This window comes from Bradyrhizobium nanningense, from assembly GCF_004114535.1.
Classification (GTDB): Bacteria; Pseudomonadota; Alphaproteobacteria; order Rhizobiales; family Xanthobacteraceae; genus Bradyrhizobium; species Bradyrhizobium nanningense.
In genome coordinates, this window is sequence record NZ_LBJC01000082.1 from 1 (window position 1) to 20,229 (window position 20,229).

Consider the following 20,229-nt stretch of genomic DNA (forward strand, 5'->3'; position numbering starts at 1 on the left):
ATACAACTGGCACCGACCTCACGGTGGTATAGACTCTCAAACGCCGATCAGCAGGCTCGGTTTGACCAAGGATAACCTCTTGAGGCTCCACACTTAGGTCGTTGTTTGCGCATGATCTTTCCGGAAAGCCGCTTCGCATTTTTCCGGATCATGCTTTAGCGCGCGGCGCCGCACGCGAAGCGGGAGCGCCGGCCCGCCCGACGCTAACCGCTACGTTCGTGACGCCAGCGCCGCGGCGGCTCTTGGAACGGATAATACGGATTGAGATCGCAGATCGCCGAGCGGCCGAGAGCGGTGGCGCGGCACTGTGGCAACGAGGTGAAGGAGCAGTCGTACCACTCCCCACCACCACCGTTCGCACCTGAATAAACATGCATGCAGACGGGGTAACGCGGATCAAAGGTCTGCGCATGCGACGGCGTGGCCGTGAACAGTGCGCCGGCGGTCATGATCAAGCCGAACGAGAAGCGCATGAACTATATTCCAATATGCTGCGTCGCGGGTCGCTAATGCACCCTCTTGTAACGCTTGCGCGGTGGCGGCGGCTCGTCGAAGGCGTAATAGGGATTGAGGTCGCAGCTTGCCGAGCGGCCCGACGCGGTCGCACGGCACTGCGGCAGCGAGGTGAAGGAGCAGTCGAAATAGTCGCCGCCGCCACCACCGAAGCTGCCGGGCGTATAGACGTGCATGCACACCGGATAGCGCGGATCATAGGTCTGGGCGCTGGCATCTGCCGCGATGAACAGCGTGGCAATCGCGGTGAGGGTCAAAATCGACAGGCGCATGGACTTAATCCTCGAATCGACGGCGCCGGCGGGTCTGATGCCGACGGCCTGCTATGGCATAACACCAGGCCGGCGGCGACTGTTCCTAGCGACAGACGACGGCAAGGTGAGTGCAGCTCCCAGAGTCGCTAGGCGCCGAGCCCCTGCAACACGAGCCGGTTCAGCCTCGCGGCAAACGCAGCCGGGTCTTCCGGCAATTCGCCGTCCAGGATTTGCGCCTGTTCGAGTAAGAGCAGGCTGAGATCGTCGACCGTTTTCGAGCCGGCTTGCGCCTTGGTGATCGCAGTCACCAGCGGATGGCGCAGATTGATCTCGAGGATCGGCTTGGTCCGCATGCCCCTGTTCTGCTGCGACAGGATGCGCTCGAGCTCGCGGCTCGGGCCCTGGCTGTCGGCGACGAGGCAAGAGGCCGAGTTGGTCAGGCGCGTCGAAGCCTTGACGTCGCTGACGCGCTCGCCGAGCGCGGCCTTGATCACGGCGATGGTGGCGGCCTCATCCGCGGCCGGCTCTTCCTTCTTCGACTCGTCCTTGTCGTCGATGCACGGGATCAGGTCGAGATTGAGGTCGCCCTGGCTCAGCGATTTCAGCGGCTTGCCCTCGAACTCCGACGGCATCGAGGTCCAGAAGGCGTCGACGGGATCGGACAGCAGCAGCACCTCGATGCCGCGCGCGGTTGCCGCTTCGAGCCGCGGATTGGACTTCAACCGCTCGATGCTGTCGCCGACGAGATAATAGATCTCGGTCTGGTTCGGCTTGAAATCCGCGATGACCTGCTTCAGCGAACGCTTCTCGCCCGACGTCGTGGTGAAGCGCGACAGTGCCAGCAGCTTTTCGCGCCGCTCGAAATCCTCGTAGATGCCTTCCTTGAGCACCGCACCGAACGCGTCCCAGATCTTGGCAAAATTCTCCGCATCCTTCTCGGCGAGGCTTTCGAGCTCCGACACCACCCGGGTCGCCACCGCCTTGCGGATCTGCGCCAGTTGCGGATTGTTCTGGAGCATCTCGCGGGAGATGTTGAGCGGGAGATCCTCGCTGTCGACGACGCCGCGGATGAAGCGCAGATACCCCGGCAATAGATCGGCATCATCGGTGATGAAGACCCGGCGGACGTAAAGCTTCACCCGGCCCTTGCGGTTCGGCTCGAACAGGTCGAACGGCTTGGTCGAGGGCGCGAACAGCAGCACGGCGTAGGAGTAGCGGCCTTCGGCACGGTAATGCAGCGTCATCGCGGGATCGTCGAAGGCGGACGCGATCTGCTGATAGGCCTTCTTGTAGTCTTCCGCCGTGAGCTCGGATTTCGAGCGCTGCCACAGCGCGCTCGCCGAATTGATCTGGCGCGGCTCGCCTTCTTCCGGCACGAGCTCGATGGGAAACAGGATGTTGTCGGAATAGGCACCGACGATGCGCTCGATCTCGAAAGCCTCGAGATATTTCTTGGCATCGTCCTTCAGGTGCAGGACGATCTCGGTGCCGCGGGTCACGCGCGCCGCCTCCTCGTCGGTGGCACGGACGATCTCGAAGCCGGAGCCGCCGGAGGAGGTCCAGGTCCAGACGTCGCTCTCGCCGGCGCGGCGGCTGATGACGACGATCTTCTCGGCGACCATGAAGGCGGAATAGAAGCCGACGCCGAACTGGCCAATCAGGCCGAGGCCGTCCTTGGCCTCCTTCAGCTTCGACACGAACGCCTTGGTGCCGGAGCGGGCGATGGTGCCGAGATGGTCGATCAGCTCCTGCCGCTCCATGCCGATGCCGTTGTCGGCGATCGCGAGCGTCTTGGCCTGCTTGTTGGGAATGATGCGAATCTTGAGCGCGTCGCCCTCGCCGAGCAGCGCCGGGCTGGCGATCGCCTCGTAGCGCAGCTTGTCGCAGGCGTCGGAGGCGTTGGAGACGAGCTCGCGCAGGAAGATGTCGGTCTCGGAATAGACGGAATGCACCATGAGGTGCAGAAGCTCGGAAACCTCGGCCTGGAAAGGCTGCGTATGCACAGCCGTGTCTGACGTCGTCATGCGTTTACCCGGTCAAAACAAAAGGGAAGAAACCCGGGATATAACGCGAGGCGACAGGGGATCAAGTGGACGTGAAAAATCGTCCTCCCGGCGGGAGGACGATCTGTCCGATCGCTCGGCGGATCAGGTCACACAACGACCGGGCTGAAGCAGCTTTGCGACCTCGGTCAACGAGCTGACCATCGGCTCGCAGGCGATCGTCGGCCTGTTGCGCACCTTCTTCTGGTTCTGGAGCAGTACAGGCGGCTTGGCGTTGCCGGTCTCGATCACCGCGGGGACCCGCAGCAGGACCGAGGTGGCGGCGAGGTCGTTCAACCGCATCGAGACGGTGCGGGTGGGAACCGCAGCCGGCTTGAGTTCGGTGAGGCGGTCGGCTTTGCCGGCGCGATTGACGTTATTGCTTGGCGCGGAATTCAAGTTGTGGCTGGGCGCATCGGCGACCGCCTGCCAGCGGTCGGCCAGATCGTGGCCGGAGGCCAATTGCACCGCGCCGAGCGTTGCGGCAATCGCGACGGCGCCCAAAAATACCTTATGAATCTGTGACATGACTATCGGTCCCTCGCCCCATGGCGATCGCGGGAACAACGCGAGCGGAGGACCGGGGGTTCTTGGCCATTACGATCACTTAACCGTGTGCGGCAAATGCAGCAGCGTGCGCAAAATATTTCGCAAGGGCTGGAACGACTCGTGCAGACAGGAGTCGTCTCTGCAGCCGGCTATTCCCCCCTGCCCCATAAGCCGGCGACGTAGGGCGCGACTGTGGTGATGCCAGTCGCGCCTTACTTTTTTCTGGGGCTCACTTTGCTTTTATCTGCAGCTCACTTTGGTTCGAGTTATCCGGGTTCGCGTTATCTGGCCTTCCCCGCGAGCCAGTCCCGCCCCTCGCCATAGAGCTTCTCGACCTCGGGCCCGATCAGGCCCGGCATGTCGCGCTTGACCTTGTAGCCGATCAGCTCCTGCATGTAGGCGAGATGGCGATAGCCTTCGGGCAGCGCGGCGAGCGCCTGCTGATCGAGACGGAGCGTCGCCGCGGGATCGACCGGGTCGATCCGGTCCTTCTCGTAGATCGGCTGGCGGCGGACGATGCCCCATTTGCCAATTCCTGATTGGTCTTGCCGCTTCTCCAGGAAATCGTAGAAGCGTCCGGTGCAGACGACGTCGCAGAGCACGTCGTGCACCAGGGCGCGCTGCGAGATCGTCATCTTGGTCTGGGCGATGGCCCGCGCGCCTGAGACGTCGATGCTGGTGCCGCCGAGGAAATGCAGGATGCGCACGCCTTTGGCAAACCCCTCCTGGCTGACGCGCATGAAATCCCGCGCCGGTCCCTGAAACCAGGTCGCGGACATCCAGCCCTCCTCGTGCCAGACCGTGGCAAAGCGCGCCCAGTCACCGGCATCGCGCCAGACCGCCCAGTTCTCGACGAGGTCGCGGATGGCGAGGCGATCGAGCAACATTTGGTCCATGGGTGCATCTCCGGCTGGGATCAATGCATGAGGTTTGAGCGACGAATTCGATGGACGTCAAGCACGGCAGAGCGGCATGAAAAATCCGGCGTGCCTTGCAGCACGCCGGATCAAATCATCATCGCCAGTTGTAGGCGAACGGCGCTTCGTCAGGCCGCCGGCGCCTTCGGCGTGCGGTTGCGCGAGTTGCGCTGGAAGAACAGCGCCTGGCTCGCCACCGCCGAAACCATCGCGGGCTGGAACGGTTTTGAGATCAGGAACGCCGGCTCGGGTCGCTCGCCGGTGAGGAAGCGCTCCGGATACGCCGTGATGAACACCACCGGCACCTCGAAAGTGCGCAGCAGCTCGTTGACGGCGTCCAGGCCCGAGGAGCCGTCGGCGAGCTGGATGTCGGCGAGAATGAGGCCGGGCCGCTTGTTCTTGGCCAGCGCCACCGCATCGGCATGGGTGCGCGCGACGCCGACGACGTTGTGGCCGAGATTCTTCACCAGGCTCTCGAGGTCCATGGCGATGAAAGTCTCGTCCTCGATGATCAGCACGTCGGTCGCGATCTCGGCCGCCATCTCGCGTCCGGCGGCATCCGCCAGCCGCCGCGTCTCCGCGACGTCGGTGCCGAGGATGTAGGCGACTTCCTCCTCCGAGAATCCCTCCAGCGAGAGCAGCAGGAAGGCCTGCCGCGGCAGCGGCGTGATGTTCGACAGCCGCCGCTCCGGTGGCATCGGCAGGGTCGTCACCTCCGAATCGTCGTTGACGGAGACCGAATTCCAGATCTGGGTAAACAGCCGGAATAACCCGGCGCGGGGTCCATGGCTCTCGTCGAGTACCGACGGATCTCCCAGCATGGCTTCCAACATGGCTGCGACATAGGCGTCACCGGAGGCCTGGCTGCCCGTCAGGGCGCGCGCGTACCGGCGCAACAACGGCAAGTGTTCAGCAACAAGCTGTGAACGGGACATCCCCACTCCATTCATCTTCGGGCCAAACCTGGCAACGCGGGGGGCCCGGTTCCCCTGCTGGGCTGTTTACGCATCAGCCTAAGAAAAGTTCCGCTATAGGGGGAACTTTTTCTCGAACCTGGAATTGAGCCTATTCAGGGAACGGCTCCCGGTTGAGAAAACTTCTCGATTTTACAGTAACTTAACTCGGGGAAACGTGGAACAGGTCATGAAAGATCTCAAGTCTCAAGCAACCAGAAGCACGACCCCCGGCAAGGGAGGGCTCACTCCGGAGATTCAATCCCGGATCGGGCATCAGCTGCGCGCAATGTATGATGACGTAGTGCGGCAGGGGGTTCCGGATCGGTTCGCTGAACTGATCAAGAAGCTTGATGCCCAGGGAGCCACACCCCACGTGGAAAATGACGGGGGATCTAACGACAACAACAATGGGAGGGATTAATGCCTCTCACGGACTCCCTGCGTAACGACATCCTGGCGGCCGTACCTAGTCTGCGCGCGTTCGCCATCTCGCTCAGCGGCAATGCTGACCGCGCCGATGATCTGGTGCAGGAGACGCTGCTCCGCGCGCTTGCGAACATCGACTCGTTCCAGCCCGGCTCCAACCTGCCGGCGTGGCTGTTCACGATCCTGCGCAACCTGTTCCGCTCGGACTATCGCAAGCGGCGGCGCGAGGTGGAGGATGCCGAGGGCAACTACGCCAAGACGCTGAAGACACAGCCGTCGCAGAACGCGCATCTCGAGTTCGAGGAATTCCGTACGGCGCTCGACAAGCTTCCACAGGACCAGCGTGAAGCGTTGATCCTGGTCGGCGCCTCCGGCTTCTCCTACGAGGATGCGGCTTCGATCTGCGGCTGCGCAGTCGGCACGATCAAGAGCCGCGTCAACCGCGCGCGCTCGAAGCTCGCCGCGCTGCTCTACGTCGACGGCGCCGAGGACTTCGGGCCGGACGAGACCGTGCGAGCCGTGATCGGCGGCAGCGGCGGCTGACGGCCGGCGTCGTCAAGATCGAGACAACGAGAAGGCGGCCGCTCCTGCGGCCGTCTTTGCATGCGTGCGAGAACCGCGCCGCCAGCACCGATTACTCGTCCACGAAGGTGACGGTCTCGGCCACGCTCGCACGCGAGGTGCGGTAGCTGTTGACCTTGTGGGCGTGGTCGGCATAGCCGAACGAAATGCCGCAGACGACGCGGCGATCGTCGGGCAGATTGAAGTGGCCGCGGATCAGGCCGGACTGGCGCGCCAGCGCCGCTTGCGGAATGGTGCCGAGCCCGAGTGCCTGCGCGGCCAGCATGAAATTGCTGACATAAGCGCCGCAATCGATCGCACCGTAAATGCCGAGCGGCTCGTTGGTGTGAATGATCGCGACATGCGGTGCGCCGAAGAAGTTGTAGTTCTCCAGCGCCTGCTTGGCGTAGGCGTTTCTGTCGCCGCGGGCGATGCCGAGCGTGTTGTAGAGTTGAAAGCCGCTCTCGCGGCGGCGGTCGAGATAGACGCCGACATATTCACGCGGCGGCGTAAAGTCGTAATCGTCGCCGAGACCCTTTGAAGCCTCCGCGTAGATCGCCTTGCGAAAGCGCTCCTTGGCCTCCCCGCTCGCGATGATCACCTGCCAGGGCTGGCTGTTGCACCAGGACGCGGTGCGCTGCGCGGTCGTCAGCACATGCTGGATGGTGGCGCGGTCGACCTCCTTGGGCAGGAAAGCGCGAACGGAGTAGCGCTCGTTGAGCAGCTCTTCGAACACGCCGATGCGATCGGTTTGTTTGGCTTTTGCGTCCATGGATCAGCTCGCGCTCTTCTCGTAGGGTGGGTCAGCCGAAGGCGTAACCCACCTGTTTTGTTTCCGCATTGACAGAAGTGGTGGGTTACGCCCAGCGGATCGCGCCTCGCGCATCCGTGCGCCAACCCACCCTACGCTGCCCTCACCGCCCCTTGGTCGGGATCTTGTTGTACGGCACGTCCTTGTCGACGCGGATGTCGCCGGGCAGGCCCAGCACGCGCTCGGCGATGATGTTGCGCAGGATCTCGTCGGTGCCGCCGGCGATGCGCATCGAGGGCGAGGACAGCAGCATCTGCTGGAACTGGCCCTGCACGGTCTCCTCGTCGCTGCCGGTGAGAACACCGGCCCCACCCTGCAGATCCATGGCGTAGGTCGCGATGTCCTGCAGCATCATGCCCGAGACCAGCTTGCCGATCGAGTTCTCCGGGCCCGGCCGCTCGCCTTTCGACAGCGCCGAGATCGTGCGGTAGCTGGTGTATTTCAGCGCGTTCGACTTCGCCGCCCAGCTCGCCAGCTTCGAGCGCACGGCGGGATCGTCGATGGCCAAGCCGTCCTCCAGCATGAGGTTGGAGCAGAACTCGAACATCTCAGGCACGCCGGTCGCAAGCCGCGCCCCGATCGACATCCGCTCGTTCATCAGCGTGGTCAGCGAGACGCTCCAGCCCTCGCCGACGGCCCCCAGCCGCTGGCTGTCGGGAATTACGACGTCGGTGAAATAGACCTCGTTGAACTCCTGCATGCCGTTTGCCTGCTTGATCGGGCGAACCTCGACGCCGGGACTCTTCATGTCCAGGAAGAACATGGTGAGGCCCTTGTGCTTGGGCACGTTCGGATCGGTGCGCGCGATCAAAAGACCATAGTCGGAATAATGCGCGCCCGAGGTCCAGATCTTCTGGCCGTTGACGACCCAATTGTCGCCCTTCTTCTCGGCACGGGTGCGGAGCCCCGCGACGTCCGAGCCGGCGGACGGTTCGGAGAACAGTTGACACCAGATCTCCTCGCCCGAGGCGAGCTTCGGCAAGTACCGGCGCTTCGCATCCTCGCTACCGAACGCCATCACGGTCGGCCCGCACATGCCCTCACCGATCTGGAACGGCTGCGTCAGCTTGCCGTAGACGCCCTCTTCCTGCTGCCAGATCACCTTCTCGATCGGCGTCGCGCCGCGGCCGCCATATTCCGTCGGCCAGTGTAGGCACGCCCAGCCGGCATCGGCCTTCTTCTTCTGCCAGGCCTTGCCGACCTCGACGATGTCGCGGCTGGCGAGGCGAATGCGGCCGAGCGAAGATTTTGACAGCTCGGCATGCAGCTCCTTCGGCGCATTGGCGTCGATCCATTTGCGCGCGGTCTCGCGGAATGCGGCTTCCTGCGGGGTGTCGTCGAAATTCATGGCGGCTTCCTTTCTGTCATTCCGGGGCGCGCAACGCGCGAACCCGGAATCTCGAACCACAACCTCTGGATTCCGGGTTCGCCGCTGCGCGGCGCCCCGGAATGACGGCTAATTCCTTCCCTTCGTCGGGATCTTGTTGAACGGCACGTCCTTGTCGACACGGATATCGCCGGGCAGGCCCAGCACCCGCTCGGCGATGATGTTGCGCATGATCTCGTCGGTGCCGCCTTCGACGCGCGTGCCCGGCGCGCGCAACAGCATCGCCTGGAAACGGCCGGCGAGTTCGGCGTTCTCGCCGCTGACGACGCCTGCCGCTCCCTGCAAATCCAGCGCATAGGTCGCGACGTCCTGGATCATCGAACCCGCCACCAGCTTGCCGATGGAGTTTTCCGGCCCCGGCCGCTCGCCCTTCGACAACGCGGAGATCGCGCGCATGCTGGTGTATTTCAGCCCGCTCGCCTTCACCGCCCAGTTCGCCAGCTTCGAGCGCACCGCGCGATCCTCGATCGCCGGACCGTCGTCGAGCATCAGGCTGGAGCAATACTCGAACAATTCAGGGAAGCCGGTCGACACGGCCGCCCCGATCGCGCTGCGCTCGTTCATCAGCGTGGTTAGCGAGACGTTCCAGCCGTCGCCGACCTCGCCGAGGCGCTGGTGATCGGGAATGCGGACATTGGTGAAATAGACCTCGTTGAAGTCCGACGCCCCGCTCGCCTGCTTGATCGGCCGGACCTCGACGCCCGGGCTCTTCATGTCCAGGAAGAACATGGTGAGGCCCTTGTGCTTGGGTACGGTCGGATCGGTGCGGGTGAGCAAAATGCCGTAGTCGGAATAATGCGCGCCCGAGGTCCAGATCTTCTGACCGTTGATCACCCAGTCGTCGCCGTCCTTCTCGGCGCGCGTGCGAAGCCCTGCGACGTCGGAGCCGCCGGCCGGTTCGGAGAACAGCTGGCACCAGACCTTTTCGCCGGACGCCAGCGGCGGCAGATAGGTGCGCTTGTGCTCCTCACGCGCGAACGCCATCATGGTCGGTCCGCACATGCCGTGACCGATGATGAACATGCGCGACAGCTGGCCGAACGGCCCTTCCTCCTGCTGCCAGATCACGCGCTCAATCGGCGAGGAGCCGCGGCCGCCATATTCCTTCGGCCAGTGCAGACAGGCCCAGCCGGCATCGGCTTTCTTCTTCTGCCAGGCTTTTGCGACATCGAGAATATTGGCGTTCTTGAGCACGGTGCGGCCGAGCGAGGATTTGCGCAGCTCCTCCTCGTATTGCTTCGGCGCATTCGCGGCGATCCAGGCCCGCGCGGTGGTGCGGAATTCGGCTTCCTGCGGGGTGTCGTCGAAGTTCATGGTTTTCTCTGTTGTCCGTAGGGTGGATTAGCCGAAGGCGTAATCCACCTCTTTGGTTTCCTCATCGACAGAAGAGGTGGGTTACGCCAAGCGACTTGCGCTTCGCGCAATCCGCTCGGCTAACCCACCCTACGCACCTATCGTCACGCCGCGTTCTTCTTCCGCATCCGCTCGATCAGCTGGTCTTCCCAATAGCTGAGGCTGCCGAGCCCGAGAGCCATCGCGTTGGCGCGGCGGTAGTACATGTGGCAATCGAACTCCCAGGTGAAACCCATGCCGCCGTGAACCTGGATGTTGTTCTTGGCGCAGTGCTGGAACGCCTGCGTCGCGCTGATGCGGGCGGCAGCGGCGGCTTCCGGCAGCTCGGCCGCGTTGGTCGAGAGCGCCCAGGCGCCGTAATAGCTATTGGAGCGCGCCAGCGTCGCCGAGACGTACATGTCGGCCAGCATGTGCTTGACGGCCTGGAACGAGCCGATCTGGCGGCCGAAGGCGATGCGGTCGAGCGCGTAGTCGCGGCCCATCTCCAGCGCACGATCGGCGCCACCGACCTGCTCGAACGCGCACAGCACCGCGGCGCGGTCGAGCACCTGGGTCAAAATGCTCCAGCCCTCGCCCGCAGCACCGAGCGGCTCGGCCCTGCAGTCTTTGAAGGTGATCTCGGCTTGCCCGCGGGTGGGATCGAGATTGGTGAGGCTCTTCACCTCGGCACCGCCGCCCTTGAGATCGACCAGGAACAGCGAGATGTCGCTGTCGCGCCCGCTCGATCCCGTGCGCGCGGCCACCACCGCGAAGTCGGCGATGGCGCCGTCGGCGACCGGCTTCTTGACGCCGTTGAGCACACCGTTCGCAGCCGTGAGCTTGACGTTCTTCGGCGACGGATTGCCCTTGCCCTCGAACAGCGCCAGCGTGCCGATCGCCTCGCCCGAGGCGATCGTCGGCAGCCATTTCTTCTTCTGCGCGTCGCTGCCGGCGATCAGCAGCGCTTCGGCGGCAAGATAAACCGTCGAGGAGAACGGCACCGGCGCGTTGGCCCGGCCCATCTCTTCGGCGATCACGCAGAGTTCGAGATGGCCGGCACCGGCGCCGCCGAACTCCTCTGGAATCGCGACGCCGAGAAAGCCCATCTCGGCGAGGCCCTTCCAGAGCTCCTTGTCGTAAGGCGCCATGCCGTCGAGCACCACACGCACCGCCTTGGGCGAGCATTTTTCGGCGAGGAATTTGCGCGCCTGGTCGCGGAGCTGTTTCTGGTCGTCGGAGAAATCGAAGTTCATGGCGGGCTACCTCTATTTATTCGTCGTATTTGATTGAGACCGTCATTCCGGGGCGCCGCGTAGCGGCGAGCCCGGAATCCATCTCTCCAGGCGTATGCGGCCCGATGGATTCCGTGTTCGCGCTCCGCGCGCCCCGGAATGACGATGGTAGAGAGCAGTGCTTCATCGCAGCACGATCACATCCTGATCCGGCTTGTCCGCATAAAGCCGCTCGACCAGCGCGGCGCGGCGCTCGAGGCCGGCGCGCTGGTTGATGTAGCCCTTGTCGGTGAGCTCGCTGCCGTCGATCGAAGGAGGCTCCACCATCAGCATCGCGCGCGCGATGATGCGGCTGCTGGCGCCTTCGCATTCCTTGTTATGCGCTTCCAGCCCGCGCCTGAAGCAGGCGATCACCTCGGGGTGCTTCACGGCATCGGCAAAACTGAGATCGGGATTGCCGATGAGTTGGCGGCAGGCATGCAAGTTCGGCCAGGCCAGCAAGCCGATGAAGGCGCGGTCCTGACCCGCGACCAGCGCGTCGTGCACGACAGGCGTGGTCGCCGCGATCGCATCGGTGCGGAGCGAGCCGACATGCACGAAGGTGCCGGTGGTCAGCTTGAAATCCTCGACGACCCGCCCGGCAAAGATGATGCCCTTCACCGGATCGGAATCGTCGACGAAAATGCCGGCATCGCCGATGCAGTAAAAGCCTTCCTCGTCGAACATCTTCTTCGTCAGCTCCGGCTGGCCGAAATAGCCGGGCGTGACGTTGACGCCGCGCAGGCGCAATTCATATTTCGAGCCGCAGGGCACCATCTTCAACTCGACGCCGGGGAACGGCAGACCGATCAGGCCGACGCGCTCGGTGTCCCAATAGGTGCCGGTCGAGGTCGGCGCGGTCTCGGTCGAGCCCCATCCGGTGTAGAATACGATGCGCTCGCCGGTGGTCTTCACGGCGAGGGCCTGCATGCGGTCGTAGAGATCGTCCGGCAGCCGCGCGCCGCCATAGGCCATGATCGAGAGGTTCTTGAAGAACGAGCGGCAGAGCGCGTCGTCCTTCTCCATGGCGGCTGCGAGCGCAGCATAGCCGGCCGGGACGTTGGCATAATAGGTCGGCGAGATCTCGCGCAGGTTCCGCAGCGTCTCCTCGAACTGACCGGGCATCGGCCGGCCGTCGTCGATATAGAGCGTTCCGCCATCGACCAGGATCGGATGAAACGCCGCATTGCCGCCCATGGTATGATTCCACGGCATCCAGTCCAGCATGGTCGCGATCGGACCGTCAGGCGAGCGTGGCCTGACCTGCATCATCATCGCAGCATTGGCGCACATCATCTCCTGCGTGTTGATGACGGCTTTTGGCATGCCGGTCGAGCCTGAGGTGAACAGCAGCTTGCCGATGGTCTGCGGCGTGATCTTCGCGATCGACGCTTCGACATCGGTAGTGACCGGCGTCGCCGCAAGCTCGGCAAAGCTGATGCTTGTGATGTCGTCGCAGGGCCGCGCGACATGAACCACGGTGACGCCGGCGAGATCGAGCGCCTTCAGCGCCTTCTCGAAGGTCGGGCCGTCCTGCACCATCAATACGGCCGGCTTGATCAGGTCGAACAGGTACTTCAGCTTGACGTGATCGTGGCTCATCAGGGAGTAGGCCGGCGACACTGGCGCTGCCGGGACGCGCGCCTGCATCGCCGCCTGCGTCATCAACGCGTGCTCGATCGAGTTGCCGGACAGGATCGCAACGGGACGACCATCGAGCCCAAGATTGAGCAGACCTTGCGTCAGCGCATCCACGGTACGCTTGGCTTCGGCATAGGAGACCTTGCGCCATTCGCGATTCGGACCGCCGCGCTGCGCCAGCCAGATGCGCTCGGGCGCTTCCTTCGCCCATTTGGCTAGCGACGCCGGAATGTGCTTCTCGTAAGCTTGCAGCGGAATGCGCGACTTCAGCACCACCGTGCCGTCGGCGCGGCGCTCGACGTCGATGTCGCGCGCAAGCCATTCGATCTTGCGAAAGGCGGGCTTCGTCATCACTGCCGCCGCGCTTCCACTCATTTTGCGTCTCCCGGAATTTCTCGTCCTTGGCGGATCTTTGTCTTCAGCGCTTGATATAGACAGGCTTTCGCTTCTCTAGGAAGGCCCTGATGCCTTCCGAAAATTCCTCGGAGCGGCTGCACAGGACCTGATTGCGATCCTCCATCGCGATCACGGCTTCCAGCGATCCGGCATCGACGCTCATGTTGAGGCATTCCTTGGAGAGACGTAGGCCCACGGGCGAGGCCGTCATCATCGCGTCGACATAGGGCTCGGCCGCTTCGTCGAGTTTGTCCTCGTCCACGACCTCCGAGACGAGGCCGACCGCCAGCGCACGTTCGGCGCCGATGAAACGTCCGGTGAGGATCAGCTCCGATGCGACGGACACTCCGACCAGCCGCGGCAGGAAATAGCTGGTGCCGATGTCGCAGCCGCTCAGGCCGAGCTTGATGAAGGCGCAATTCATCCGCGCCGATTTCGTCGCGATGCGGATGTCGGAGGCGAACGCCAGCGCAAAACCGCCGCCGGCGGCCGCACCCCGCACCAGAGCAAGGATCGGCTGCGGACAACGCCGCATCAGCATCACGATGTCGGCGATGCGCCGTTGCGAATCCAGCGATTCCGTGACGCCGGGCGGCTCCTGTTGCCCGGCACGGCGCGCCATCGCCGCCTTGAGATCGAGGCCGGCACAGAAATTCTTGCCTGCGCCCTTCAGCACCACGACGCGCGTGTCGCGATTGCGCTGCAGGCTTTGGAAATAGACGTTGAGCGCGTCGATCAGCGCGGGATCGAGCGCGTTGAGGTGTTCGGGACGATTGAGCGTCACCCGGTCGACGCCCTCGTCATGCTCGATCAGCAGCGGTTGGGACATGGGTGCCTCGTGCGTCCGCGCGTGAGATGGCTGTTATTGCGCCCTCTCCCCTTGTGGGAGAGGGCATGTACATCGTTGCGCGGAGAAAACCCCTCATCCGGCGCGCTACGCGCGCCACCTTCTCCCACAGGGGAGAAGGAAGAAAGTACGGCCTACCGCGGCGCCATGCGGATGGCGCCGTCGAGACGGATGGTCTCGCCGTTGAGCATCGGATTCTCGACGATGTGCACCGCGAGCATGCCGTATTCGGCGGCATCGCCGAGACGCGAGGGATGCGGCACCTGGGCGCCCAGGCTCTTACGGGCCTCCTCGTTCAGGCCCATCAGCAGCGGCGTGAAGAACAGGCCGGGCGCGATGGTGTTGACGCGGATCTTCTGGCTGGCGAGATCGCGCGCGGCCGGCAGAGTCAGGCCGACGACGCCGCCCTTCGACGCCGAATAGGCGATCTGGCCGATCTGGCCTTCGTAGGCCGCAACCGATGCCGTGTTGATGATGACGCCGCGCTCTTCGCCGACCGGCTCGATCGTGACGAGGCGCTCGGCGAACAGACGCAGGCAGTTGAAGGTGCCGATCAGATTGACGTTGATGATGCGTGCGAACTTTTCCAGCGGATAGACGCCGTCGCGACCGACGATGCGCTGCGAGCCGCCGATGCCGGCACAATTCATCAGCACGCGGGCGACGCCATGGGCGGCTTCGGCTTTCGCGATTGCCGCCTTGATCTGCTCTTCGCTGGTGACGTCGGCATGCAGCGCAATGCCCTTCACTTCGGCGGCGACCTTCTCGGCATTTTCCTTGTTCTGGTCGATCACACCGATCTTGGCGCCTTTGGCCGCCATGGCGCGGGCGGTCGCCTCACCGAGGCCCGAACCGCCGCCGGTGATGAGAACGGCTACGTCTTTCAACTGCATCGCATGTACCTTTCCTTGGACGTTTCTTCTCTAGACTTTGAGAGGTGCAGCCGGACTATCCGGCAGCGGCGGCTTCCCCGGCTTGCGTGAGGATGCCGCCGCAAATCAGCGTTTCCATGTGCTTGATGTATTGCCGGCAGACGTCGTCGGTGACCGGGCCGACGCCGGTCGCGCGAGACATCGCGTGCCGGCCGAAGAACAGGTGATCGCAAGCGCCGATCAGGCTGGTGTAGAACAGCACCGGATCGGTCGGGCGGAATTCGCCGCGGCTGACGCCCTCCGCGAGCAGGCGGCGATGGAAATCCAACAGCGGCGCGACGAAGAACTTCGAAACTTCATCGGCCGAGCTCGCGCTGGTTTCGTGCAGGAGATAATGAATCAGCCGGTTCATATAGGGGAACCGGTGATAGGCGCGGATGATGCCGGCGATATGCAGCTTCAGTTTCGCTGTCGACGTGATCGGCTGGGCCAGGAGGTATTCGAGGTTGGACATCTCGGTCGCGGCATCGCGCGCGAGCAGCGCCAGCAGCAGGCCGTCCTTGTTGCCGAAGTGATATTTGACCAGCGCGGCGTTGGCGCCCGACTTCTGCGCGATGTCGGAGAGTGAGATCTCGATCGAGGAGCGCTCGATCATCAGCTCGCTCGCGGCCACGAGCAATTTCTCCGCCGTGGAATTCTTCCCGCTGGGGAGCCTGTTCGGTACGCTGGTAGCCACGGAAGATCCCTGTTCGCCGCTCGAAGCGGGCGCAGATAAGCCCAAGCAGCGCCTCATCACAAGAGTTAATTGATCGATTGACTAAACGATCTCCCGTCCCTTAAATCCGTCCCCGACACCCAACCCCAATCAAGAATTCAGGGAGAAACCGACATGGCCGAGGCTTACATCGTCGCCGCTGCGCGTACCGCCGGCGGGCGCAAGGGGGGCCGCCTCGCCGGCTGGCATCCGGCCGATCTCGCCGCCAAGGTGCTCGACGAGCTGGTCGATCGCACCAAGGTCGATCCCGCCCAGGTCGAGGACGTGATCATGGGCTGCGTGATGCAGGTCGGCGAGCAGTCCAACAACGTCGCGCGCAATGCGATCATGGCGTCGAAGCTGCCGGAGAGCGTGCCGGGCACCTCGATCGACCGCCAGTGCGGCTCCTCGCAGCAGGCGCTGCACTTCGCCGCGCAAGCCGTGATGTCCGGCGCGATGGACGTCGTGATCGCCGCCGGTGTGGAATCGATGACGCGCGTGCCAATGGGCCTGTCGTCGCAGCTTCCGGCCAAGAACGGCTTTGGCAATTACAAGAGCCCGGGCATCGAGAAGAAGTATCCGAACATCGTGTTCAGCCAGTTCACCGGCGCGGAGATGATGGCGGAGAAGTACGGCCTCTCCAAGGATGAGCTCGACCAATTCTCCTACGACAGCCATCAGCGCGCGATCGCGGCGACGCAAGCCGGTCACTTCAAGAAGGAGATCGTGCCGCTCGAGATCACCCGCGCCGACGGCTCCAAGGACACCCACCACATCGACGAAGGCATCCGCTTCGACGTCACGCTCGACGGCATCAAGGGTGTCAAGCTGATCGCCGAGAACGGCAAGCTTTCGGCGGCCAGCGCCAGCCAGATCTGCGACGGCGCTTCCGGCGTCATGGTGGTGAACGAACGCGGCCTGAAGCAGCTCGGCGTCAGGCCGCTGGCGCGCATCCATCACATGACCATGATGGGCGGCGATCCCGTCATCATGCTGGACGCGCCGCTGCACGCGACCAAGCGCGCGCTGGAGAAGACCGGCATGAAGATCGGCGATATCGACCTGTTCGAAGTCAACGAGGCCTTCGCTTCGGTGCCGACCGCATGGCTGAAGACCACCGGCGCCGATCCCGAGCGCCTGAATGTCAACGGCGGCGCCATCGCGCTCGGCCACCCCCTCGGCGGCTCCGGCACCAAGCTGATGACGACGCTCGTCCACGCCCTGCATCAGCGCGGCAAGCGCTATGGCCTGCAGACCATGTGCGAAGGCGGCGGCATGGCCAACGTGACGATCGTGGAGCGGCTGTAAGCTCCGACCATAGAAACGGTGTCGTCCCGGACAAGCGCGCCTCAAGCGCGCGCCGATCCGGGACCCATAGCCACGGGAGACTGTGGTTATGCTGCGCCGGAGCTCCATCTCGTCTCAACGACCACGCCCTGTGGTTATGGATCCCGGCTCCCGTGCGCAATTGCGCAACTAGGCCGGGATGACACCTTTTTTGTTGCGAGACCTGCGCCATGACCCACCCCTCCATCCACGCCCGCACCAAGCCCGACAAGATCGCCTACCAGATGGCCGGCAGCGGCAAGGCGATCACCTATCGCGAGCTCGACGAGCTCTCGAACCAGGGCGCGCACCTGTTCCGCTTGCTCGGGCTGAAGGCCGGCGACCACATCGCGCTCTTGATGGAGAACCGGCTCGCCTTCATGGAGCTGTGCTGGGCCGCGCAGCGCAGCGGGCTCTATTACACCGCGATCAGCCGCTATTTGAAGCAGGACGAGATCGACTACATCATCGCCGATTGCGGCGCCAAGGTCGTGATCACCACGCCGAAATGTGCCGACCAGATCAAGGGCCTGATCAAGGGCGCCGCCGGCGAGCCGATCTTCTACATGATGGACGAGCCGCTGCCTGGCTTCCGCTCCTACGACAAGGAAGCCGCCGCGCAACCGACGACACCGATTGCCGATGAGATTGCCGGTTACGACATGCTGTATTCTTCCGGTACTACCGGCCGGCCCAAGGGCGTCAAGAAGGCGTTCGAGGGCAAGGCAATCGACGAGCCGAATCCGCTTCTGCGCGTGCTCTGCGCCGACATGTGCGGCATGAACGCCGAGAGCACCTATCTGTCACCCGCGCCGCTCTATCACGCTGCTCCCTTGCGCTTCAACATGATGGCGATCGTGCTCGGCGGCACCTCCATCATCATGGAACATTTCGACGCCGAAGATTTCCTGAAGCTGGTCGAGACATACAAGGTCACGCAGTCGCAGCTCGTGCCGACCATGTTCGTGCGCATGCTGAAGCTGCCAGACGACGTGCGCGGGAAATACGACGTTTCCACGCTCAAAGGCGCCATTCACGCCGCTGCTCCGTGTCCGGTCGACGTCAAGGCAAGAATGATCGAATGGTGGGGGCCGATCCTGATCGAGTATTACGCGGGCTCGGAAGGCAACGGCGTCACCGTCTGCACCTCGCAGCAATGGCTGGCGCATCGCGGCAGCGTCGGCCGCGCCGTGGTCGGCAAGGTCAAGATCTTGGACGAGAACGACGAGGAGCTGCCGGTGGGCGAAATCGGCACGGTCTATTTCGCGGATGCGCCCGCGTTCACCTATCACAACGACCCCGAGAAGACGAAGAAGGCCTACAATGCCAAGGGCTGGTCGACGCTGGGCGACGTCGGCTATCTCGACAAGGATGGTTTCCTCTATCTCACCGACCGCAAGTCCTACATGATCATCTCCGGCGGCGTGAACATCTACCCGCAGGAGACCGAGGACGTGCTGATCACCCACCCCGACGTCGCCGACGTCGCGGTGTTCGGCGTGCCCAACGAGGAGATGGGCGAAGAGGTGAAGGCGGTGGTGCAGCCCCACGACATGAGCCGCGCCGGCAAAGCGCTAGAGGCGGACCTGATCGCCTATTGCAGGGGCCGCCTCTCCGCCATCAAGTGCCCGCGCTCGATCGATTTCGAGCCCGAGCTGCCACGCACGCCCACCGGCAAGCTGGTGAAGCGGCATCTGCGCGACAAATATTGGCCGAAGACGACGGCGAAGATTTAGGGGAGGATTCGTAGGGTGGGCTAGCCGTAGGCGTAACCCGCCTCTTCTGCTTTCGCGGCGGCAGACGTGGTGGGTTACGCCGAGCAGATGCGCTTCGCGCATCTGCAGGGCTAACCCACCCTACAAGAGCCTCAATCAAACAAACTCGGCGTGTGGTTCACCAGCGCGCCTTCGATCTCGAGCATTTTCAGCTTCGTCACCACGCCGCCATTCGCCGAGAAGCCTCCGGGCTTGTTGCCGGCGGCCAGCACGCGATGGCACGGCACCACGATCGGGCACGGGTTGCGGCCCAGCGCCTGGCCGACGTCGCGCGACAGCTGGACGCCGCCGAGCTGCTTGGCGATATCGCCATAGGTGATGGTCTTGCCGGGCGGAATGGCGCGGGCGATCTCGTAGACGCCGCGGTTGAAGTCGGGCACCCCGTCGAGATCGAGCGGAATGTCGGTGAGGTCATCAGGCTCGCCCGCGAGCAGGTTGACGATGCGGTCGATCGCCTCTCGCACCTCCGCGGTCGGCTCGGTCTCGAGGGCGTCAGCGTGGCGCTGGCTGATGCGGGTGCGGATCTTCGGCTCGCCGCCCATGGGCAATTGCGTGCCGTTGATGCCACGCGGGCCCCAGGCGATGGCGCAGAGGCCGATCCTGGTGTCGAACAGGGCAAAATGCTGGTCGGTCATGGCTTGGTTCCTGGCTGCGTTCCTTGTCGCATGCCCCCATTATGATCTCGGACCAAATCTAGGCTTGGAAATAGTTGCGATCCACCCGGTTTCCGGGAATCTTGCACAGGAGTTCCGCCCGCCTCGCGAGTCCCGAATGCAAAGCCTCCACGTCAACGGTTACGACATGCCCTATCTCGACGTGGGCGAGGACAGGGGCCGGCCCCCGCTGGTCTGCGTGCACGGCTCGCTCAACGATTTCCGCGTCTGGGGCTGCGTGCTCGGGCCGCTGACGCAGCAGCGCCGGGCCATCGTGGTCAGCCTGCGGCACTTTTTCCCTGAACGCTGGGACGGCTTCGGCGACACCTATTCGATCGCCCAGCATGTCGCCGACGTCATCGCCTTTATCGAGAAGCTCGATCTCGGGCCCGTCGACCTGATGGGCCATTCACGCGGCGGGCACATCTGCTTCCGCGTCGCGCAAGCGCGCCCCGATCTGCTGCGACGGCTGGTCCTGGCGGAGCCCGGCGGCGAGCTCGATGCGAGCCTCGATCCCGATTATGTCGGCGGCCCCTCGCCGCTCCTGGCGCGGTTCACGGCCTCGGCCGAGAAGATCGCCGCCGGCGATGTCGACGGCGGCCTTGCCGTCTTCGTCGACACGCTGGAGGGCCCCGGCACCTGGCCGCGGCTGCCGGCAATGGTGAAGCAGAACCTTCGCGACAACGCCAGGACGCTGATCGGGCAAGTCCGCGACAACCGCCCGCCGTTCTCCAAGGCGGATGCGGAGTCCATCAAGATGCCGACGCTGTTCATCCTGGGGGCGCGGACCAAGGGGCTGCTGCCAAAGGTGCTGCATGCGCTCGCCGCGCATGTGCCCTACTCCAAGACGGCGGTCATCCCGAACGCGACGCATCCGATGTTCGAGCAGGCGTCGCAGAAATTCTCCGAAGTGGTTCTCGACTACTTAGCAGGTTGATTCTTGGCG

At 63.9% G+C, this 20,229-nt stretch carries 20 protein-coding genes; 5 read left to right on the forward strand and 15 right to left on the reverse strand.

Annotation, left to right across the window (positions count from 1 at the left end; all coding sequences use genetic code 11):
- Positions 1–203: 203 nt before the first annotated feature.
- The 6 genes from XH84_RS38135 to XH84_RS38160 form a co-directional block, all read right to left on the reverse strand.
- The gene (locus XH84_RS38135; RefSeq protein WP_128920475.1) at positions 204–473 is read right to left on the reverse strand and encodes a DUF3551 domain-containing protein; all 270 of its coding nucleotides are present in this window, start codon (positions 471–473) and stop codon (positions 204–206) included.
- A gap of 33 nt (positions 474–506) precedes the next feature.
- Positions 507–785: a DUF3551 domain-containing protein gene (locus XH84_RS38140; protein WP_128920474.1), complete on the reverse strand. Its 279-nt coding sequence runs from the start codon at positions 783–785 to the stop codon at positions 507–509.
- A gap of 128 nt (positions 786–913) precedes the next feature.
- Complete coding sequence (htpG, locus tag XH84_RS38145; protein ID WP_128920473.1) at positions 914–2,791, reverse strand: molecular chaperone HtpG; 1,878 nt, start codon at positions 2,789–2,791, stop codon at positions 914–916.
- Between the two features lie 123 nt (positions 2,792–2,914).
- Positions 2,915–3,337, reverse strand: a complete 423-nt coding sequence (locus XH84_RS38150) for a hypothetical protein (RefSeq protein ID WP_128920472.1) — start codon at positions 3,335–3,337, stop codon at positions 2,915–2,917.
- Positions 3,338–3,639: 302 nt separating this feature from the next.
- Positions 3,640–4,254 carry a nuclear transport factor 2 family protein gene (locus XH84_RS38155; RefSeq protein WP_128920471.1) on the reverse strand — a complete coding sequence of 205 codons (615 nt, stop codon included), beginning with the start codon at positions 4,252–4,254 and terminating at the stop codon, positions 3,640–3,642.
- A gap of 149 nt (positions 4,255–4,403) precedes the next feature.
- Positions 4,404–5,210, reverse strand: a complete 807-nt coding sequence (locus XH84_RS38160; RefSeq protein WP_164936389.1) for a response regulator — start codon at positions 5,208–5,210, stop codon at positions 4,404–4,406.
- Positions 5,211–5,418: 208 nt separating this feature from the next.
- Between XH84_RS38160 and XH84_RS38165 the strand changes: the two genes are divergently transcribed.
- Positions 5,419–5,652: a NepR family anti-sigma factor gene (locus tag XH84_RS38165; RefSeq protein WP_164936388.1), complete on the forward strand. Its 234-nt coding sequence runs from the start codon at positions 5,419–5,421 to the stop codon at positions 5,650–5,652.
- Positions 5,652–6,200, forward strand: a complete 549-nt coding sequence (locus XH84_RS38170) for a sigma-70 family RNA polymerase sigma factor (protein ID WP_018316216.1) — start codon at positions 5,652–5,654, stop codon at positions 6,198–6,200. Before XH84_RS38165 ends, XH84_RS38170 begins: the two co-directional genes overlap by 1 nt.
- A 91-nt stretch (positions 6,201–6,291) precedes the next feature.
- Here XH84_RS38170 and XH84_RS38175 read toward each other — a convergent pair whose 3' ends face one another.
- The 8 genes from XH84_RS38175 to XH84_RS38210 all read right to left on the reverse strand — a co-directional run bounded on the left by XH84_RS38175 (position 6,292) and on the right by XH84_RS38210 (position 15,454).
- Complete coding sequence (locus XH84_RS38175; RefSeq protein WP_128920468.1) at positions 6,292–6,990, reverse strand: nitroreductase; 699 nt, start codon at positions 6,988–6,990, stop codon at positions 6,292–6,294.
- A gap of 142 nt (positions 6,991–7,132) precedes the next feature.
- Complete coding sequence (locus tag XH84_RS38180) at positions 7,133–8,377, reverse strand: acyl-CoA dehydrogenase (protein WP_128920467.1); 1,245 nt, start codon at positions 8,375–8,377, stop codon at positions 7,133–7,135.
- A gap of 108 nt (positions 8,378–8,485) precedes the next feature.
- Complete coding sequence (locus XH84_RS38185; RefSeq protein WP_128920466.1) at positions 8,486–9,730, reverse strand: acyl-CoA dehydrogenase; 1,245 nt, start codon at positions 9,728–9,730, stop codon at positions 8,486–8,488.
- Between the two features lie 143 nt (positions 9,731–9,873).
- A complete protein-coding gene (locus XH84_RS38190; RefSeq protein ID WP_128920465.1) occupies positions 9,874–11,001 on the reverse strand; it encodes an acyl-CoA dehydrogenase family protein in 1,128 nt (375 codons plus the stop codon).
- A 162-nt stretch (positions 11,002–11,163) separates the two neighbouring features.
- Positions 11,164–13,035: an AMP-binding protein gene (locus XH84_RS38195; protein WP_128920464.1), complete on the reverse strand. Its 1,872-nt coding sequence runs from the start codon at positions 13,033–13,035 to the stop codon at positions 11,164–11,166.
- Positions 13,036–13,078: 43 nt separating this feature from the next.
- On the reverse strand, positions 13,079–13,885 hold the full coding sequence (locus XH84_RS38200; RefSeq protein WP_128920463.1) for an enoyl-CoA hydratase/isomerase family protein: 807 nt from the start codon (positions 13,883–13,885) through the stop codon (positions 13,079–13,081).
- Between the two features lie 152 nt (positions 13,886–14,037).
- The gene (locus XH84_RS38205; protein WP_128920462.1) at positions 14,038–14,796 is read right to left on the reverse strand and encodes an SDR family NAD(P)-dependent oxidoreductase; all 759 of its coding nucleotides are present in this window, start codon (positions 14,794–14,796) and stop codon (positions 14,038–14,040) included.
- Positions 14,797–14,851: 55 nt separating this feature from the next.
- Positions 14,852–15,454 (reverse strand): TetR family transcriptional regulator, encoded by a 603-nt coding sequence (locus tag XH84_RS38210; protein ID WP_128920487.1) that lies wholly within the window; start codon positions 15,452–15,454, stop codon positions 14,852–14,854.
- A gap of 210 nt (positions 15,455–15,664) precedes the next feature.
- On the opposite strand from XH84_RS38210, the gene XH84_RS38215 reads away from it, so the two are divergent.
- On the forward strand, positions 15,665–16,837 hold the full coding sequence (locus XH84_RS38215; RefSeq protein WP_128920461.1) for an acetyl-CoA C-acetyltransferase: 1,173 nt from the start codon (positions 15,665–15,667) through the stop codon (positions 16,835–16,837).
- A gap of 209 nt (positions 16,838–17,046) precedes the next feature.
- Positions 17,047–18,591: an acyl-CoA synthetase gene (locus tag XH84_RS38220; protein WP_128920460.1), complete on the forward strand. Its 1,545-nt coding sequence runs from the start codon at positions 17,047–17,049 to the stop codon at positions 18,589–18,591.
- A 131-nt stretch (positions 18,592–18,722) separates the two neighbouring features.
- On the opposite strand, the gene XH84_RS38225 is transcribed toward XH84_RS38220, so the two are convergent.
- A complete protein-coding gene (locus XH84_RS38225) occupies positions 18,723–19,265 on the reverse strand; it encodes a methylated-DNA--[protein]-cysteine S-methyltransferase (RefSeq protein WP_128920459.1) in 543 nt (180 codons plus the stop codon).
- 136 nt (positions 19,266–19,401) lie between these two features.
- Between XH84_RS38225 and XH84_RS38230 the strand changes: the two genes are divergently transcribed.
- Positions 19,402–20,220 (forward strand): alpha/beta fold hydrolase, encoded by an 819-nt coding sequence (locus tag XH84_RS38230; protein ID WP_128920458.1) that lies wholly within the window; start codon positions 19,402–19,404, stop codon positions 20,218–20,220.
- The last annotated feature ends 9 nt before the right edge of the window (positions 20,221–20,229 follow it).

Excerpts from the sequence above, each read along its gene's own strand:
- XH84_RS38215 (WP_128920461.1), top strand. The coding sequence starts at position 15,665 with ATGGCCGAGGCTTACATCGTCGCCGCTGCGCGTACCGCCGGCGGGCGC.
- XH84_RS38190 (WP_128920465.1), bottom strand. The coding sequence starts at position 11,001 with ATGAACTTCGATTTCTCCGACGACCAGAAACAGCTCCGCGACCAGGCG.
- XH84_RS38205 (WP_128920462.1), bottom strand. The coding sequence starts at position 14,796 with ATGCAGTTGAAAGACGTAGCCGTTCTCATCACCGGCGGCGGTTCGGGC.
- XH84_RS38220 (WP_128920460.1), top strand. The coding sequence starts at position 17,047 with ATGACCCACCCCTCCATCCACGCCCGCACCAAGCCCGACAAGATCGCC.
- XH84_RS38195 (WP_128920464.1), bottom strand. The coding sequence starts at position 13,035 with ATGAGTGGAAGCGCGGCGGCAGTGATGACGAAGCCCGCCTTTCGCAAG.
- htpG (WP_128920473.1), bottom strand. The coding sequence starts at position 2,791 with ATGACGACGTCAGACACGGCTGTGCATACGCAGCCTTTCCAGGCCGAG.
- XH84_RS38185 (WP_128920466.1), bottom strand. The coding sequence starts at position 9,730 with ATGAACTTCGACGACACCCCGCAGGAAGCCGAATTCCGCACCACCGCG.
- XH84_RS38170 (WP_018316216.1), top strand. The coding sequence starts at position 5,652 with ATGCCTCTCACGGACTCCCTGCGTAACGACATCCTGGCGGCCGTACCT.
- XH84_RS38140 (WP_128920474.1), bottom strand. The coding sequence starts at position 785 with ATGCGCCTGTCGATTTTGACCCTCACCGCGATTGCCACGCTGTTCATC.
- XH84_RS38225 (WP_128920459.1), bottom strand. The coding sequence starts at position 19,265 with ATGACCGACCAGCATTTTGCCCTGTTCGACACCAGGATCGGCCTCTGC.
- XH84_RS38180 (WP_128920467.1), bottom strand. The coding sequence starts at position 8,377 with ATGAATTTCGACGACACCCCGCAGGAAGCCGCATTCCGCGAGACCGCG.
- XH84_RS38150 (WP_128920472.1), bottom strand. The coding sequence starts at position 3,337 with ATGTCACAGATTCATAAGGTATTTTTGGGCGCCGTCGCGATTGCCGCA.
- XH84_RS38155 (WP_128920471.1), bottom strand. The coding sequence starts at position 4,254 with ATGGACCAAATGTTGCTCGATCGCCTCGCCATCCGCGACCTCGTCGAG.
- XH84_RS38175 (WP_128920468.1), bottom strand. The coding sequence starts at position 6,990 with ATGGACGCAAAAGCCAAACAAACCGATCGCATCGGCGTGTTCGAAGAG.
- XH84_RS38135 (WP_128920475.1), bottom strand. The coding sequence starts at position 473 with ATGCGCTTCTCGTTCGGCTTGATCATGACCGCCGGCGCACTGTTCACG.
- XH84_RS38165 (WP_164936388.1), top strand. The coding sequence starts at position 5,419 with ATGAAAGATCTCAAGTCTCAAGCAACCAGAAGCACGACCCCCGGCAAG.
- XH84_RS38200 (WP_128920463.1), bottom strand. The coding sequence starts at position 13,885 with ATGTCCCAACCGCTGCTGATCGAGCATGACGAGGGCGTCGACCGGGTG.
- XH84_RS38160 (WP_164936389.1), bottom strand. The coding sequence starts at position 5,210 with ATGTCCCGTTCACAGCTTGTTGCTGAACACTTGCCGTTGTTGCGCCGG.
- XH84_RS38230 (WP_128920458.1), top strand. The coding sequence starts at position 19,402 with ATGCAAAGCCTCCACGTCAACGGTTACGACATGCCCTATCTCGACGTG.